This window comes from Paenibacillus sp. DCT19, assembly GCF_003268635.1.
In the GTDB taxonomy this organism is placed as follows: domain Bacteria; phylum Bacillota; class Bacilli; order Paenibacillales; family Paenibacillaceae; genus Paenibacillus.
In genome coordinates, this window is sequence record NZ_CP029639.1 from 6297834 (window position 1) to 6313405 (window position 15572).

A 15572-nucleotide genomic window follows, 5' to 3' on the forward strand; every position below is an offset into this window, starting at 1 on the left:
TCAGGATTTATTTTACATCAAAAAAGTACCGATGACGATGGAAACACCAATGATCACCGAACGCAGCAGCTGTGCCACCGCCATATTGCCTCGCGCGATTTCGTCACATACCCGCATTTTGGGAATCAGGAAATCAAATATAATATAGACCAGGCACAGAATAATGATACCCAGTACCGACCATAGGAGCATATCCAGCCACGAATGTGTAGAGAAGGACACCATACCCACAATGATACACAATCCTAACAATTTGCTGCCCATGTACATGCCTGCCGCTTCATTACCTTTAGCGATTTCTTCGCTATCGTTGTATCGAGTCAATTTGCTAAAAGCAAAATATCCACATACCAGTACGACGAGCAGAATACCTATACCCACCGCAACATTCACCAGGTTCAAGCCTAAGTTCTCCATTCCTTCTCCTCCTCATCGTTCATCCGTTCACGTACCGTAGCGGCGCAATAATAGGCCATATCTCCGGTGACCTTCTCTCCAACCCTAGGCAGCATACCCGCAAAACGCCCACCAATAACAAAAACGCCTGTAAGCAAATATCCACTGTACGCTCCATCCTCTGTCTGAATCACAGCCTGCTCCATCGGAACCATCTGCTGATAGATTTTGGGCTGGTTGTCATAATAGGCTGCAATTTCTTCCTCTTCACTCGCTTCGTTCTCATCGGTTGCAATAGCGGTTAAGTCTGCGGCCTCCAATACAGTGTTCAGCGGTTGAATCGCGTCCAGGGGTTGGTTGAATTGATTCGTATCTCCATCCAGCAAAAGCGTTCCCCGGCCTTCGCGGCCCCAATAGCTCTTGGCTACATAAGGCATTGTGCTCTGCTCGAAAGGTTCAGCTGAGAAATAGGTCGGCAGCAGGTAACGGGAGATGACCTCCATCTCTGCATCGTTAAAGAGCGTGAACCCACAATATTCCGGGGTCTGTTCGTTCCGTTCATAGAGTGACCAGATGGCCGCCATGAAGCCTTTGCTCTGCATCAGCACATGCTGTACGGGATTCATCAAGCCCAGCCGCCCCTCGCGTACAAGCTCAAGCAGTGCCTCTCCAACTTCCACACCTGTGTTCTCATCTCGATCATCGATCAAATATTCCAGGGGATAGAGCCGGTACAAAAGTTGAATCTCCCTGCCCTGATGGTATAATGCCTCACCTGGAATAATCTCCAATTCCTCTAGCGGTGCATAATACGTCTCATATCCTGCTTCCCTACAGCGTTCCATCAGATAGGCTGTATTGGTTCGATCCTCCACATGATCTCCGTAGGAGGTGAATGTCACCGGCCCTTGCAGTCCTTGCTCTGCATAGAAGGAAAGCCAGGACTGGAAGCATTCCCGAATCCGAGCAGCCATCTCGGCAGATGGCGAAGTCCACGCAGCATCCTCAGCCAGCCCAATCAAAATGCCTTCAAGCGAAGCGGACTCAGGTATGCCCGTAGGGGTGTCGGTATTATTTTCAATACACTTCAGCCCAGCTTCGCCAATGATCCAGTCCTGACGGGTGATCCCGCCAGTAACCATCTCCATCCGTGCTGCCGGAATAAGTCCAGGGTGGATGCCTAACGGATTTTCTAAAAATGAATCTGGCATATAACGCTGGATAAATCGCATCACCTTGCAGTAGATCGCATCCACCGCTTCAGCTGCAGTACGAAGCTCCTGCACTTCGGATGGAGTGTAGACCGTCAGTGCAGGGACACAATATTGTTTCCCATACATGCGATGATAAGGAATATGCTGTCCTGCTTCACCACCGAAGACTTCATCGTGACTGAACGGCAATGAATACACTTGCCTCATAGGGTTATCCTCCCGAACTGCGGAAGAAGCTGCCAAACCCGCTTGATTTGGATTTGGATGTGGATGAGCTATATGAGCTATTGCCGTCCTTGTTACTCCGATAAGAGGAGCCGCCACCATAATAATAATGTCCACTGCTCGAATCATACTCACATCCGGTATCGTACTCCGGATCACATTCATCATTGTTGCTGCCACATCCCGCCAATACAGCAGGAACAGCCAGCATCAGGGAGAATGCCACCAGCTTCGCTTTGGAACCAGGCTTTGCCGAATGCTTACGCTCTTCTTCGTTCATCACAGATCCACCTCCTTCATGAAAAACAACACTTTCCTGCGATCTGCATCCAGCACCGAATACAGGAATTCATACGTCTTGCCATTGCGAACCATATAATGATCCAGGAGCTGTTCGGCAATCTCCATCGTGTAAACAGAAGCTTCTGTGAGCGTTAGCTCCTCAAAGGAATGTCCATTCCACAGCATATACTCCGGGCTGTACATAGAGGACATTTTGCACATGGCCAAGGCCGCATCCGCAATTTCTCTGCCATATCCCTCTGGCATCTGCGCATCATACGCGGTTACATAAACGGCATGCTCCCGTTGATCCTGACACTCGTTGGACAGATGCGCCCACAGCTTGTTTTTGACCAGTGTGGCATCCACCAGCTTACGCATGAACAGTTCATCCCGCGTCACCGAAGCTTGCTCCAGCACTCCGATCTCTGCTTGTTTTTCATCCGACCAGCTTCGATACGTCAATGAATAATACATCCTGATAACCTCCCTCTCTGCAAGCTCTTATGTGAGCCGTTTCAATACACACAAACGTATTTAACGCATTGGAAGAGAAAAAGTTACACAATTCACCATGACATGTAAAAAAGAACATGTTAGCTGGTTAGCTGTCACCATCCACTTGCAAGCGAAGCAACCAGAGAATTCATGCTGAAACGTATGGATTTGATATCACACGCTCGGCTCAAAGCTGAAAAAGGGTTGCGATTGTCTCAAAAGGAATTTCCCCTCTTCACTCACTCTTAGCGCTAACGAACCTACCGTATCTTAATAGGCAGTTCATCTACGTATGCAGATTTAACGAACCTTAGTAAGGATATTCCTTCATAAAACCGTGTCAAAACCCAAACAATTGACTCTATCAACGAAGTAACGCTTCTGTGATTCGTTAGATCTCAGATTCGAGAATATGGGAGCGAATAGCGTGTGTCAGATTCATTAAATGATAATAACGCCAAAGGGGATGTCCCCCGTCATTTTCATGATTTATGGGATATCCCCTTTGACCTGCAGCTTAGCTCCTGCAACTATAAATTATCATTAACTTAGCTGTCTCACGTAAACTGTCGAAGCTAGCTAAGCTAAACGCACAGTCCAGGCTACATCTCAGCCCATTGAGCCAACAGCTCATCATATTCAGCCGATAATCGCTCACGCTCATTCCATAGGCTCTCCAGTTCAGGCGGGTTGTCCTGTGCAGCCTCTAACTGCTGATCCAACTCCTGAATCTGCGCCTCGAGCCGAGCCATTGCCTGCTCCAGCTTCTCCGCAGAGCGTGTACTGTCATTGCTCTTGCTACGGTTGGCAGCAGCGACAGATGGGGCTGCGGCTGTATTAGAGATGTTACCCATGTTATCCGCTTCTGTCGTTGCGTTATCACTACCGCCCCCAACCTTAGCCATATCAGCAGCTCTGCTCACGGTAGATGCTGCACCCGACTTCTTCCCAGAGCCAGGCGAAGCGACCGTACTGCGGAAGGACGCTCCCATTGCTGGGTGAGCTGTAGCATCTTCCCGTGCTTTCCGTTCAAGCTTCTTCTCGCGGTAAGCCTCGTAGTCTCCCAGGTAAGTGGTCATCTGTCCATTTTCCAATTCCCAGACACGGGAAGCCAGGCGATTCACGAAATACCGATCATGCGAGATTGCAAGCACTGTTCCTTCATAATCCACGAGTGACTCCTCCAACGCTTCTCTTGAAGCGATATCCAGATGATTCGTTGGTTCGTCTAAGAGCAGCACATTCGGTTTGCTCTGAACCAACAGGGCTAACCGGAGACGTGTCCACTCCCCACCGGACAACTGTCCGACAGAACGGAATACGTCTGCCCCATAGAAGAGATAACGAGCTAAGATTCCTCGTGCTTCTCCTTCCTCCACCCCAGCTTCTAACCGGAAGTATTCAAGCACGTTTAACTTCGGATTCGTCGGTTCCTCCTGTTGAGCCAGGTACCCTACGTCAACGCGTGCGCCCCATTCCAGCTTCCCGGCATTAGGTTGTTCTTCACCAAGCAACAGCTTGAATAGCGTTGTCTTACCCGAACCATTGCGTCCGATCAGAGCAATCTTGTCGCCATACTCCAATAGACCGGAAACGCCGCGCAGAATTGCACGTTCGCCGTACCCCTTCTCAACGTGCTCCAGAACGGCTACTCGTTTACCCGTGCGGTCTGTAGGACGGACGTCGAAGTCAGCGTTGCGCCGCTCCAGCACAGGACGCTTCACCTGCTCCATACGTTCCAGCGCTTTGCGCATAGAAGCTGCTCGCCGGAAAAATTTCTCGTTACCACCAACCCTGCCCCATTCCTCCAGTTGGCGGATCGTTTCTTTCATTTTTTTGATGACTTTCTGCTGCTCCTTAAACTCCTCAAATTGCTGCAACAGCCGTTGCTCCTTCACCTTCATATACGCCGTATAACCTCCAGCAGACGTCTGGGCTTCGCCATCTTCCAGCTCCAGCGTTCGAGTGACCACCCGATCGAGGAAATAACGATCATGTGAGATGAGAACTACCGTACCCGGATATTCTCGTAAGAATCCTTCCAGCCATTCCACCCGCTCCAGATCCAGATGGTTCGTCGGCTCATCCAATAACAACAGATCCGGTCTTACAATTAACTGTGAAGCCAGCACCACTCGGGTCTGCTCTCCACCAGATAACGAACCGAAGCGCCAATCATAGTGCGCCTTAGCCAGATCCAAACCATCCGCCACCTGATCAATTCGGGCGTCCATCTCATACCCGCCCTCACGTTCAAACCGCTCTTGCAGCGCAGCATATCGTTTCAACAGACGATCTAGTTGATCAGGATCTGCTGCACATGCAGGATCGGACATCTGCTGCTCCAGTTCCTTCATGCGTGTGCGACATTCCATGAGCTCCCTGAACCCAAGACTCAGTACATCTAGCACTGTATAGTCATCCATGCCTTCCGGGACTTGAGCTACGTATCCGATCCGAGTATCTTTCTTAATCATGAGTTGCCCTTCATCCGGCTGGTTTGACCTAGCCATCAAGCGCATGAGTGTTGTTTTGCCGCTGCCGTTGCGGCCGATCAGAGCGACCTTGTCGCCTTCCATTATTTCAAAAGTAATGCCGTCCAGCACCAGGTTTGCTCCGTGGTATTGTGTCAGTTGTTGCGCGCTAATCATCATCATAATAAGGTTCCTCCTATGGATTGGAAGATCCTGACCGCAACACAAAAAGAGCCGCAGAGGTTAGCTCCGCGGCTCTTCCGAATCAAGCAATTACGCTTATCGTCCGAATGAGGTCAAGGCAGGCATCTTCTCGCAAATGTTAACTTCCGTATATTCAAAATTGGACAGACTTCTCCCGTTGTTGGAAAAAGTATGAACAATGCCAGCCATAGCAATCGGTAGCTGGCTAATACGGTTGTTAAGCATCTGGTGATTCACCTGTCTTCACCTCCCTTTTCATAATTAATGTCAATATATCACAGACAGCATTATCTCTGCAACCAGGCTTTTGCCCTTATGTTGTCTCCTGATCCATACGATAACGTTCACGAAAGCCCCAGATTTTCACTGCGTGTATAAGGCAGAACCATAACTCTCATTCCTGCAGCTGTGTCACAGTAACCCATGAATCCAGATCAATGTCCTCCCCGGCGTCGAAGCACCAGAGCTGTAATTGCCACCGTAATCAGCGTCAACAGTCCGGATGTCCCCAGTGCTGCCCCAAGCAGCGCATAACCAATCCCGTTCCATCCACCGATGTCGATGCTAATCATGATGATAATGGCGCCACCGAGCAGAGTCACACAAGGCAAGATTGTCTGAATCCACGTCATTTGGCGCTTCTGCGCCAGGTAAACAAACCATTCAATCAGCAGCTGCACCACCCACATACCGAGTGTCCACAAGATGACTATGTCCATAAAGCCCTCCTTCTAATGACACTGCTTCACTTTGCGCATCTTCTTATTTCCACTTCAACCAATCTACTTTATTACTTCAACCAATCTGCAAAAAAGTTTCGGTACCCTTCCTTCATAATGGTTCGCGAAAAGGCTCCGAACGCATACTCCCGGTTATCTTCTGACACACTCCGCGGAGCGGCGGCAGCCATGTTCACCAATTCGAACCAGTTATCCTCATTGCCCGCAAAGGCATGTGTGGATCGAATGTGACCATAACAAGCATGCTCTGGCTTCACAACCATTTTGCCCATCGCCATCGCTTCTGTCAGCGGCATCGCAAACGTATCGAATGTCGAGCAGCTCCAATACACCTTAGCGGAATTCATCAGCGCAAAAACCTCATCCTGTGTTAGTGCAAATTGCAGCTTCACATTGGAAGGAATGTCGTATTTCTTCATACTCTCCTCGTAGCGCCGACCACCAAACACCATGTATACTTCTTTGTCCGGGTTCTGCCTAGCATATTCAAGCACCAGATCAGGTCGACGATTCTCCTCATCTCGGCCGATCCAGAGCACGCGGTTATGCACGACCTGGTTCGGGTCGTAATGGCGGTGCGCGAGCTCTTCATTGAAGCCAATTGGAATGACGTTCACGTCATGCACACCGAAATTGCGCCCGAGCTCTCTTTTCAAAAACTCCGTCTGAACGACCGCTTTATCTACCATTGTATAGAATGGCTTCATCATCTCGTATCCCGTCAATGCAGGGTCAGGGAAGCTGTGCGGGAACAGCACGCTTTTGGGCAAAAACATCTTCAAAAATGTAAATCCCGATACCGTGTATATGACATGCTCAATATTCTGGCTATGAATCTGGTCAAGCACGACATCATAGTTCACCAGATCACCTTTCTCATGCTCATAACCTGGCAACCAATCATATCCGCTAACATGACGCTCCGGGGAGATGAAGACAATATCTACGCCCAGCTCCAATCCAATCTGCTTCAGACGATCCGCGAACACGCGTGGTCCCTGAGCTTCTGTGAATTGTATTTTACGCATAACAAGTCCTACTTTACGCATGTGCTATACCCCTCATTTCTATTCCGTGAACAATACGTTCATGCACTGACGGAGCGTTGATGCTGTCTCCTGCCACTGCGCACGAAGCTGTTCCTCAGGCCATATACAATCTGCATTATTCAGATCACGATCGATTAAACGCAGCATCCATAACGAGAATACAAACGCGTACGCGTGATACCATGTTGCAAAAGAATCCGGATCAATCTCTACACCACACTCCTGTAAATGATCCAGATAAACGGTAATGACCCGCTCCCGCAGCTGCGGAGTAACTATTCTAGGGAACAACGGATGGGATAAATCCACCAGATGATACATATCCCACAGTGGTGTATTCAGATGAGCATGCTCCCAATCAATAATGAACAAACTGCCTTGTGCCTCGGCAATGTTACCTGGATGCAGATCACCATGGCACAGAACGAGTGGAAGATGCTTCTCTGCATGAAAAATCTGCAACGTGATATCATCCCAGTTCGCCGAAGAGAGTGTAATCCCCAGTCTAGAAAGCAATGTCTCTGTCTCTTGCTGATGATCAAGCAGATCACGCAGCATATCCCGAATCGATGGCTTCTGCCCTACCCGGGGCAGATCAGTCCATGCCGTTGTTGATAACGTATGCCAATAGGCCATCTTCACAGCCACAAGTAACATCGTATTCTCACTCAAATCATGGTTCAGCTGTCCTAGATCCTCATAGATCAGCCAGCTCTGTTCAGGGGCTGTCCCTGCGGCGGATGATGCAATCAGTTGCGGAACAAGTAAAGCTAACTCGGGAAATATATGCTGGGCCACCCATTGTTCACGTCCATACTGTGCATCATGGGTTAGAGGTTTGAAGATGTAACTCTCTCCTGTGTGCACGGTGAACCGCTCCACATATCGCCCATTCATTCCTTGGTACAGCTTCTCCCGATCCACGATATTAGCTTCATTCAGCACACCTTCTGGGGTTACCCATTCGTGCGCTTGTATGTCTTTATTCATTATGTCCACCATCCATTTTGCATCCACCCGCACAGCCATTTATATAAGGTTGAACTAAGAATATTTACACTTGCCACTCCGATGACAGAATAACCTTCCAATCGCTGTTATCCCCAGATTTTTTTGATTCCCTTTTTCAGGGGGAAATCCGGGGATAAAGGCGAACGCTCCGCTTCTCCATGTTATTTCTGTCCTCTACGCTCTCGTGTAAATGCTTCGTTCAATTTATATATTTGCTCTCTAGCGCCTATTCCGTCCAACGAATTCACCTCAAACTGATACGCCAAACTGTTCTACAGGTTCGATGTTTTGTCCATCATACGCTTTCGTCTTGCTGCTCTGCAAGCGTAGGATATAGTGAGTGTTTGAGAGGGAAAAGAAAGACAATGATCATGATCTAATTTCATTACTCTTGCTTTTTGGTTAGTAATCACTTACTATTCAATCATGAAGAACAAACCTCATTCAGATAGCAAAAAGAAAGACATTCTACAAGCTGCCATGCGCTTGTTTGCAACCAAAGGCGTTGACGGCATTTCCGTCAAAGAGATCGGTGACGCCGCTGGAGTAACGGATGCGGCGATCTACAAACATTTTAAGAACAAGGATGCGGTTGCGCTCGAAGCCTTTACCCAATACTGCGCTGACTATACAGCCTTAATCGATGGATATGTTCGTCAAGAAGGCACCGTTAAACAGCGCTTGCGGCAATTATTTGCCGAGGTATTAGAGATGCATGATGCTGATCCTTACGGACTACTGCTGATCTCACAAAATCATGAAATATTCATTGAAATCGGAAGCAACGAGGATTACCGTCAGCCGCTGGATGCGTTAATGGATCTGATTGATCAAGGTATCATACGTGGTGAACTGCCTGCTCAAGATTCAAAGTTAACTGGCGTGATGATCATCGGTGCCATAACACACTTGGCTGTGTCCAGTATGCAAGGGCAGCTTCCAGAGCAGCTTGTTCCCTACACAGGAGAAACGATTCATCGTCTTATGTCGATGCTGGGGGATGCATCTCAAGCATAACGGACGGGTGGAGCCTACTCATTACGTCTGCCTAGGTAGTACACCTTGTCCATGTTTCATGGATAATAGCAATGCTGCATAGGATAAAGAGAAATGTCTCAGTCCGACTTCCCACTAAATAAATAGTATCGGGTGAATTACCGGGTCATACGTGGCCTTTCTTTTTTTGCACATGAGGTTAGTGTTCATTAACTAAAATAATGAGGATGTGTTATTTCATATGAAAAAAATATTAATTATTCAGGGTAACCCTGTCTCACCCAGTTACAATGGCGCTCTCGCTGAAGCCTATCGCAAAGGCGCTGTTGCCGCAGGCGCCGAGGTACGTATGATCACCTTAAACGAATTGAAGTTCAACATGAATTTGGAAGGAGGCTACCGTGATAAATTGCCTCTTGAGCCTGACCTACTGCAAGCACAAGAAGGCATTAAATGGGCTGATCATCTCGTCTGGGTATTCCCAATCTGGTGGGGAGGACCACCGGCTCTACTGAAAGGTTTCATAGACCGGATCTTCATGCCCGGTTATGCGTTTAAATATCAAAAGGGCAAACCCTTACCGGATCAATTGCTGAAAGGTCGCACTGCTCGCATGATCACTACGATGGACGGTCCGAGTTGGTACTTCAAATGGTTCCAGGGCGAACCCGCACACAAAATGATGAAAATTTCCACCTTTGGTCTCACGGGTATCAAGCCTGTGCGAATCACAACAGTAGATCAAGTGGGTAAACAGACCGAAGCACAGCGAAAGAAATGGTTGGCAAAAATAGAACAGTTAGGACGCACGCTAGCATAAATGAAAGCTCCGTATAATGGAGACTGTACCACGACATGCAGCCATTCTAAGGGAGATATCCAGATGAAGAAGCTCTAGCATTTCCATTGGAAACGTCCACTCTTTCAATCGTAACTCTCCCTTACATTGCCCAGATGGTATCTCCTAGCTCGGATGTCAATGCTGCTCCGTTCAGTCCTACATAAAGGAACCATACAAAAAAGGCCAGCCAGTACTTACTGGCTAACCTGGTCATACGGGAGTCATCCATCAGCTGAATGGAATACGATCCGATGGATGTTCGGGCAAAATCGATGATACTAACTGCCGCACAGCTGGATGTTCCGATTGTACGATCCCTTCGTTGCCACTGCCGTAATACACCAGCCTTCCCTGATCCATCACAGCAATACGATCACAGATCGTCATAGCCGCTCGAATATCATGTGTGATGAACAAGTACGATAACCCATATGACGCGCGTAACTCTGCAAGCAGGGATAATATCTGTGTCTGGTGCACCATATCTAGGCTGCTTATCGATTCGTCCAGCACAATTAACTTAGGCTTGAGTGCGATTGCTCTCGCTATGTTGACGCGTTGTAGTTGTCCTCCGCTGAACTGATGTGGATACTTGCTAGCATCCTCGGGTTTAAGCCCCACCTGTTCAAGCAATTCTCCAACCACACGTCGCTGATCCGTTGCAGATAGGCGCTCGTAATTGTCCAGCGGTTCTCCAATGATCTGGGCGGCGGTCATCAGCGGATTCACAGCAGAGTAACAGTCCTGAAATACGACCTGTAGATCTCGCCGCAACCCCTTCATTACCGTTTTGCTCGCACGGTACATATCCTGACCTTGAAATAAAACCTGTCCCTCGGTTGGCTTCTCCAGCCCCAATATGATTTTACCGAGCGTGCTCTTCCCCGCCCCACTCGTACCTAACAGCCCAAGGCACTCACCTTTTTGGATCACAAGTGAAACGTCTGCCAGCACAGGAGGACGTGCCCCGAACGATCCAGCCAGTTGCGTTTGCCATACCTATGGCTTACTTCACGTACCTGAAGCATCAGGTCACCATCCTCTCGTATACTCGGCATAGGTTCTCTTTATGAAACGAAATCGATAAAACCGGAAATCCGCCACCGTTCACGTATCATGTCATTCCAGTTCACCCACGGAACAGATCAGTCACGCTCATCGTCCCAAAGACATTCTCGGGCGAGCATGAAGCAGCATCCGTGTATATTCATGCTGGGGTTGATCAAATAACTGGTGTACTCCTGCCTGCTCGACAATTCGCCCCTTCTGCATCACTGCAACTTCATCAGCCATCTGTGAAACCACACCCAGATCATGTGATATGAGCAAAATGGCCGTTCCGTATTCGGTGCGAAGTCGATCCAGCTGTTGCAACACCTTCAGCTGGTTAACGACATCTAGCGCAGTTGTTGGCTCATCGGCAATAACCACGGCGGGTCGCAGACACATCGAGATTGCAATCATGACCCGTTGCAGCATGCCTCCGCTCAGTTGGAATGGATATCGTTTCATCAGCTTGGCAGGTTCGGGTAGATTCATTTCTGCTAAGGCAGTTATAGCCTGCTCTTTGGCTTGTGCTTTGGTCATTTGCGTATGTGTGCGCAAGGTCTCAATGAACTGTGAACCAATCGTAAATACAGGTGTAAAAGCATTCATCGGATTCTGCATAATAAATCCGATCTCCTTGCCTCGGATGCGCCGCATCTCCTCACCAGATAATGAGTTCAGCTCTCTACCATTAAGCCGAATGCTGCCGATCACTTCCATCCTGCGCTGATCCAGCATATGGAGTAGTGCGTTGCATGTAACCGTCTTGCCACTGCCGCTCTCGCCGACAAGACCGAAGACACGCCCCTTCTCCAGTTCAAAATGTATGGGCTCTAGTAATGGAACTGATCCATCCGCTGTTCGTAGATTTACTTGCAGGTTACGAACCTCAAGCACCTTCGCTGTATCACCCATCGTTATGTTCACCCCTTGTCCCGCTTGCCTTCGCCTTCATTTTCTTCGACCTTCATGAAGCATTCAAAACTACCGTTTTGAAACACCATACTTCTCAGATAATGATTCTCCCAGAATGTTGAAGGTGATGACCACCAACAAGATCAGTGCGCCAGGGTAGATCATTAGCTCTGGATGGCTACGAATGTAACCTGTTCCCTCATGGATCATGGCGCCCCATTCTGCATTGGGTGGTTGAATACCCAGCCCTAGAAAGGATAACGCAGATATATCCATAATCGCCCAGCCCATCTCCAATGTGCCCATGACAACAATGGGACGCTGCACGTTAGGAATAATATGTTTACGGATAATCGTCCACGAAGATGACCCGCTAATACGCGCCGCCGCAATGAAATTCCGTTCCTTGAGACTGACAACCATATTCCGACAGATGCGTGCATAATACACCCACTGCACCATCATGAGCGCGAGTAGAACCTGCATTAGACCAGGGCCGAAGATACCTACAATACCAAGCACCAGCACCAGGTTTGGAAAAGCCATAATACCTTCGCAGAAGCGCATTAACACACTATCCACCCAGCCGCCGAGGTACCCGGAGATTGAACCAACAATCACACCAATGATTAAAGAAGACAGGAAGATCAGTGTTGCAAAACCTAAGGACACCCGCGCGCCATAGATTAGCCTGGATAGATTGTCCCTTCCAAGGTGATCTGTTCCTAGCCAGTGCTCAAGCGAAGGGCTCGCCAGCTTTTGCAGCAGATTCACCTTCACTGGATCATGAGGAGCAATCCAAGGCGCCATTAGCGCCACGCAGAAGAAAAACAACACAACCACTGAGCATATCATGATGGCTCTTTGCCCTCTGAACGCTGCACGCCATTTGTTTATCAATGTTCTGCCCGTCCTTTCGCCGAGATCCGTGGATCCATATAGAGCTGCACCAGATCAACGAGCAAATTGCATACGATGAACAGGCATGCCGCAAAGAAGACATAACATTGGATAACGGGAATGTCCCGGTTAAATATAGCTTCCACGAAATACCGTCCGAATCCAGGCCAAGAAAACACCTGCTCCACAATAATCGTTCCTGTGAGCAGCTTGCCCATATTCATTCCCATCCCCGTAATAAGTGGTGATATGGCGATCTTCAGCACATGCTTCAACATAATGACCCGTTCCCGAATACCGCGTGTTCGTGCATACTGCACATACGTTTCCCCCAATTGCTCCAGTACGCTAGAGCGCAACAACCGTGTATACACGGCAATCAGTACCAAGGAGAGCGTAACCGTAGGCAATACGAGATTCTCCCACGATCCACGTCCCTCCACAGGCAGCCAGTCCAGCTTCACAGAGAAAAAGAAGATCAACAGATAGCCAAGCCAGAATTGCGGGATCGACGCGCCGAAATAGGAAATCGCACGGCTGACCATGTCAATCCAGCTATTCTTGTACACCGCAGCCAGAATCCCTAGCGGTATACTCACTACTGCTGAGAACAGCATACTCCACAAAGCTAATTCAGCCGTCGCAGGAAGTCTCAGTTTCACCTCATCCCAGACAGGTTTGTTCGTTAGATATGAGGTGCCGAAGTCCAATTGCACGATTCGCTGGAGCGTGTTGATATATTGCGTGAGCAAAGGCTGATCCAAGCCGAATTCATGCCGCTTCTCCGCGAGTAATTCAGGCGTTGGATAGATATGTGCTGCCGTTAGATACGCCTCGGCTGGATCAACCGGCGAGATATGAATCAGCGCAAATGTAACAAGTGTAGCGATAATAACGATAGGAATGATCGCGATCATTCGTTTCCCGATATAGCCGATCACCAAACCTTCCTCCCTTTTATCAAGCTACATGTTGATCTCATATTACTTCCCGTTCAATTCAATCCCTACAAACGGATTCTCATCACGGTTAGCCGGGAAGATAAAGTTGGAGATTTTCTTCTGATACACCGCTGTTTTCTTAATATAAGAGATCGGAACAATCGCCGACTGCTCCTGAAGTGTTTTCAGGATGGAGCCATATAGCTCCTGGCGTTTCGTCTCGTCTGTAGATGACAGTGCTGCATGCACTTGGTCGTCCAATTCTTTTTTCATTGGCAATGCACTCAGCGTCTCGGAAATGCCGAATCCAGGGCTCGCCACAACGTTAATGAAGGAATGTGGATCATACGGTGCACCGTAGTTGTACCAGAAATACAGGTCGAAATCGTTGGCTTTCAGACGTTTGATCTGTACGGTCAGCTCCAGCCCGGTCAGGTTAACTTTCACCCCAAGCTCGCTCCATTCAGCCTGAATGGTTTCTCCCATCGCTTTCTGAATCGGGTCTGTTTTGTCAAAAATCATCTCGAATTCAAGCGGCTGACCGTCCTTCTCCCGTACTGTACCTCCTGCTGGCAGCTTCCAGCCGGCTTCATCCAGCAATGCTTTGGATTTCTCCACATCATACGTGATTGGTTCCAAGTCTACATTGGTGTATGGATAGTTTTTGGACAGTACTGTATCCGCTGGTTCTTCCAAACCGGAAGTGACTCCTTCAACCATCGCTTTCTTGTTAAAACCTTGCTGTAGCGCCATCCGTACTCTGACATCGGATAGCTTCGGATTGGAAGAGTTCAGCAGCATACTGCGCGTCCCTACCGGATCAGACAATTGCGTTACATATTCATCGTTATCACGTAACTGTTGGAACGCATCCAGACTGATTACACCTTCACCGTAGATCAGGTCGAGATCGCCCTTTTCGAAGGCAAGCACACGCGTTTCACCGTCAGGAATGATCTTGACTGTAATCTGCTCCACCTTCGGTGCTGTTCCCCAGTAATTCGGATTGCGCTTGAAGACGGCATATTCATCCTGCTTGTAATCAGCCAGCATCCACGGGCCAGTACCTACAGGCTCTTTGATGCCTACGGACGTATCACCATCATCCGGGAATCCAGCTTCGCCTAGGAAGCGGAACGGACGAACCACAGACAAGTCCTGCAACACAGGGTAGTACGGCTCAGTGAGAGTCATGCGGAAGGTGTTGTCATCCACAACCTCTGTTTTGTCCAAGACGCCTACAATGCCTAACCAGCTATGGGTATCTTTATGTTTCATAATCGCATCAAAATTCTTCTTCACGATCTCGGCATTAAATGGCGTACCATCAGAGAATTTCACACCTTGGCGAAGCTTGAATGTGTACTCTTTGCCGTCATCGGAGATCGTCCATGACTCCGCGAGAGCAGGTGCCAGTTTACCGTCCTTCTGATAACTGACCAGCGGCTCATACAGCATGGATTGGGCGAACAATTGTGATGGGTTATACGTATGCGGATTCATCGTACCGATATCACGTGGCCATGACATCGTAATCTCGTTCGCAGAAGCGGCTTGATCTGAACCGGCAGAAGAGGAGTCCGAGCCACTTCCAGTATTACTGCAGCCCACGATAACCAGCAGCAACAATAATGTTGTTGCCAGCATGAGGGTAGAAAATTTGCGATGTTGTACAAACATAGTTGGAGAACCCCTTTTCTCTATTTTATGATAATGATTATCATATTCATCCATTAAGAATAGGCAGGCACCTTTCTTTTGTCAACAAAATTCGACATCCATCAGCATATCCCCAAACATGCCAAAGAAACCCTTCCTGTAAGAGGAAGAGTTTCTTAA

The 15572-nt window shown here is 48.5% G+C and carries 15 protein-coding genes and 1 pseudogene; 2 read left to right on the forward strand and 14 right to left on the reverse strand.

All coding sequences use genetic code 11. From position 1 onward, the window contains the following. Positions 1-12: 12 nt before the first annotated feature. The 9 genes from DMB88_RS28505 to DMB88_RS28540 all read right to left on the reverse strand — a co-directional run bounded on the left by DMB88_RS28505 (position 13) and on the right by DMB88_RS28540 (position 8072). The gene (locus tag DMB88_RS28505; protein WP_128103991.1) at positions 13-417 is read right to left on the reverse strand and encodes a DUF350 domain-containing protein; all 405 of its coding nucleotides are present in this window, start codon (positions 415-417) and stop codon (positions 13-15) included. Further along, positions 405-1817 (reverse strand): glutathionylspermidine synthase family protein, encoded by a 1413-nt coding sequence (locus DMB88_RS28510; RefSeq protein ID WP_128103992.1) that lies wholly within the window; start codon positions 1815-1817, stop codon positions 405-407. Before DMB88_RS28510 ends, DMB88_RS28505 begins: the two co-directional genes overlap by 13 nt. Before the next feature lie 4 nt (positions 1818-1821). Continuing rightward, positions 1822-2115, reverse strand: coding sequence for a hypothetical protein (locus DMB88_RS28515; protein WP_128104651.1), 294 nt, complete (start codon positions 2113-2115; stop codon positions 1822-1824). After that, positions 2115-2594 carry a hypothetical protein gene (locus DMB88_RS30510; protein WP_254438383.1) on the reverse strand — a complete coding sequence of 160 codons (480 nt, stop codon included), beginning with the start codon at positions 2592-2594 and terminating at the stop codon, positions 2115-2117. Before DMB88_RS30510 ends, DMB88_RS28515 begins: the two co-directional genes overlap by 1 nt. Before the next feature lie 623 nt (positions 2595-3217). Next, positions 3218-5272: an ABC-F family ATP-binding cassette domain-containing protein gene (locus DMB88_RS28525; protein ID WP_128103993.1), complete on the reverse strand. Its 2055-nt coding sequence runs from the start codon at positions 5270-5272 to the stop codon at positions 3218-3220. Positions 5273-5368: 96 nt separating this feature from the next. Further along, the gene (locus DMB88_RS30390; protein WP_164848812.1) at positions 5369-5530 is read right to left on the reverse strand and encodes a hypothetical protein; all 162 of its coding nucleotides are present in this window, start codon (positions 5528-5530) and stop codon (positions 5369-5371) included. A 197-nt stretch (positions 5531-5727) separates the two neighbouring features. Next, complete coding sequence (locus DMB88_RS28530) at positions 5728-6012, reverse strand: hypothetical protein (RefSeq protein WP_128103994.1); 285 nt, start codon at positions 6010-6012, stop codon at positions 5728-5730. Between the two features lie 71 nt (positions 6013-6083). Further along, entirely contained in the window at positions 6084-7082 is a 999-nt protein-coding gene (locus tag DMB88_RS28535; RefSeq protein WP_128103995.1) for a glycosyltransferase, read from the reverse strand. Between the two features lie 18 nt (positions 7083-7100). Further along, on the reverse strand, positions 7101-8072 hold the full coding sequence (locus tag DMB88_RS28540; RefSeq protein WP_164848813.1) for an aminoglycoside phosphotransferase family protein: 972 nt from the start codon (positions 8070-8072) through the stop codon (positions 7101-7103). 447 nt (positions 8073-8519) lie between these two features. Between DMB88_RS28540 and DMB88_RS28545 the strand changes: the two genes are divergently transcribed. Then, entirely contained in the window at positions 8520-9110 is a 591-nt protein-coding gene (locus tag DMB88_RS28545; RefSeq protein ID WP_128103997.1) for a TetR/AcrR family transcriptional regulator, read from the forward strand. 220 nt (positions 9111-9330) lie between these two features. Beyond that, positions 9331-9909: an NAD(P)H-dependent oxidoreductase gene (locus tag DMB88_RS28550; protein WP_128103998.1), complete on the forward strand. Its 579-nt coding sequence runs from the start codon at positions 9331-9333 to the stop codon at positions 9907-9909. 249 nt (positions 9910-10158) lie between these two features. Here the strand turns inward: DMB88_RS28550 and nikE are convergent. The 5 genes and pseudogenes from nikE to nikA form a co-directional block, all read right to left on the reverse strand. Further along, positions 10159-10958 (reverse strand): annotated as a pseudogene (gene nikE / locus DMB88_RS28555) (nickel import ATP-binding protein NikE). Positions 10959-11085: 127 nt separating this feature from the next. Then, entirely contained in the window at positions 11086-11892 is an 807-nt protein-coding gene (gene nikD, locus DMB88_RS28560; protein WP_128104000.1) for a nickel import ATP-binding protein NikD, read from the reverse strand. Between the two features lie 69 nt (positions 11893-11961). Next, entirely contained in the window at positions 11962-12792 is an 831-nt protein-coding gene (gene nikC / locus DMB88_RS28565; protein WP_128104001.1) for a nickel ABC transporter permease subunit NikC, read from the reverse strand. Further along, positions 12789-13733, reverse strand: a complete 945-nt coding sequence (nikB, locus tag DMB88_RS28570; RefSeq protein WP_056703510.1) for a nickel ABC transporter permease subunit NikB — start codon at positions 13731-13733, stop codon at positions 12789-12791. Before nikB ends, nikC begins: the two co-directional genes overlap by 4 nt. 42 nt (positions 13734-13775) lie before the next feature. Continuing rightward, positions 13776-15413 carry a nickel ABC transporter substrate-binding protein gene (nikA, locus tag DMB88_RS28575; RefSeq protein WP_128104002.1) on the reverse strand — a complete coding sequence of 546 codons (1638 nt, stop codon included), beginning with the start codon at positions 15411-15413 and terminating at the stop codon, positions 13776-13778. Between the last annotated feature and the right edge of the window lie 159 nt (positions 15414-15572).

Coding starts and splice junctions, on each gene's coding strand:
- DMB88_RS28535 (WP_128103995.1), bottom strand. CDS start 7,082: ATGCGTAAAGTAGGACTTGTTATGCGTAAAATACAATTCACAGAAGCT.
- DMB88_RS30510 (WP_254438383.1), bottom strand. CDS start 2,594: ATGTATTATTCATTGACGTATCGAAGCTGGTCGGATGAAAAACAAGCA.
- DMB88_RS28525 (WP_128103993.1), bottom strand. CDS start 5,272: ATGATGATGATTAGCGCGCAACAACTGACACAATACCACGGAGCAAAC.
- DMB88_RS28505 (WP_128103991.1), bottom strand. CDS start 417: ATGGAGAACTTAGGCTTGAACCTGGTGAATGTTGCGGTGGGTATAGGT.
- DMB88_RS28510 (WP_128103992.1), bottom strand. CDS start 1,817: ATGAGGCAAGTGTATTCATTGCCGTTCAGTCACGATGAAGTCTTCGGT.
- DMB88_RS28545 (WP_128103997.1), top strand. CDS start 8,520: ATGAAGAACAAACCTCATTCAGATAGCAAAAAGAAAGACATTCTACAA.
- DMB88_RS28515 (WP_128104651.1), bottom strand. CDS start 2,115: ATGAACGAAGAAGAGCGTAAGCATTCGGCAAAGCCTGGTTCCAAAGCG.
- nikD (WP_128104000.1), bottom strand. CDS start 11,892: ATGGGTGATACAGCGAAGGTGCTTGAGGTTCGTAACCTGCAAGTAAAT.
- DMB88_RS28550 (WP_128103998.1), top strand. CDS start 9,331: ATGAAAAAAATATTAATTATTCAGGGTAACCCTGTCTCACCCAGTTAC.
- nikA (WP_128104002.1), bottom strand. CDS start 15,413: ATGTTTGTACAACATCGCAAATTTTCTACCCTCATGCTGGCAACAACA.
- DMB88_RS28530 (WP_128103994.1), bottom strand. CDS start 6,012: ATGGACATAGTCATCTTGTGGACACTCGGTATGTGGGTGGTGCAGCTG.
- DMB88_RS28540 (WP_164848813.1), bottom strand. CDS start 8,072: ATGAATAAAGACATACAAGCGCACGAATGGGTAACCCCAGAAGGTGTG.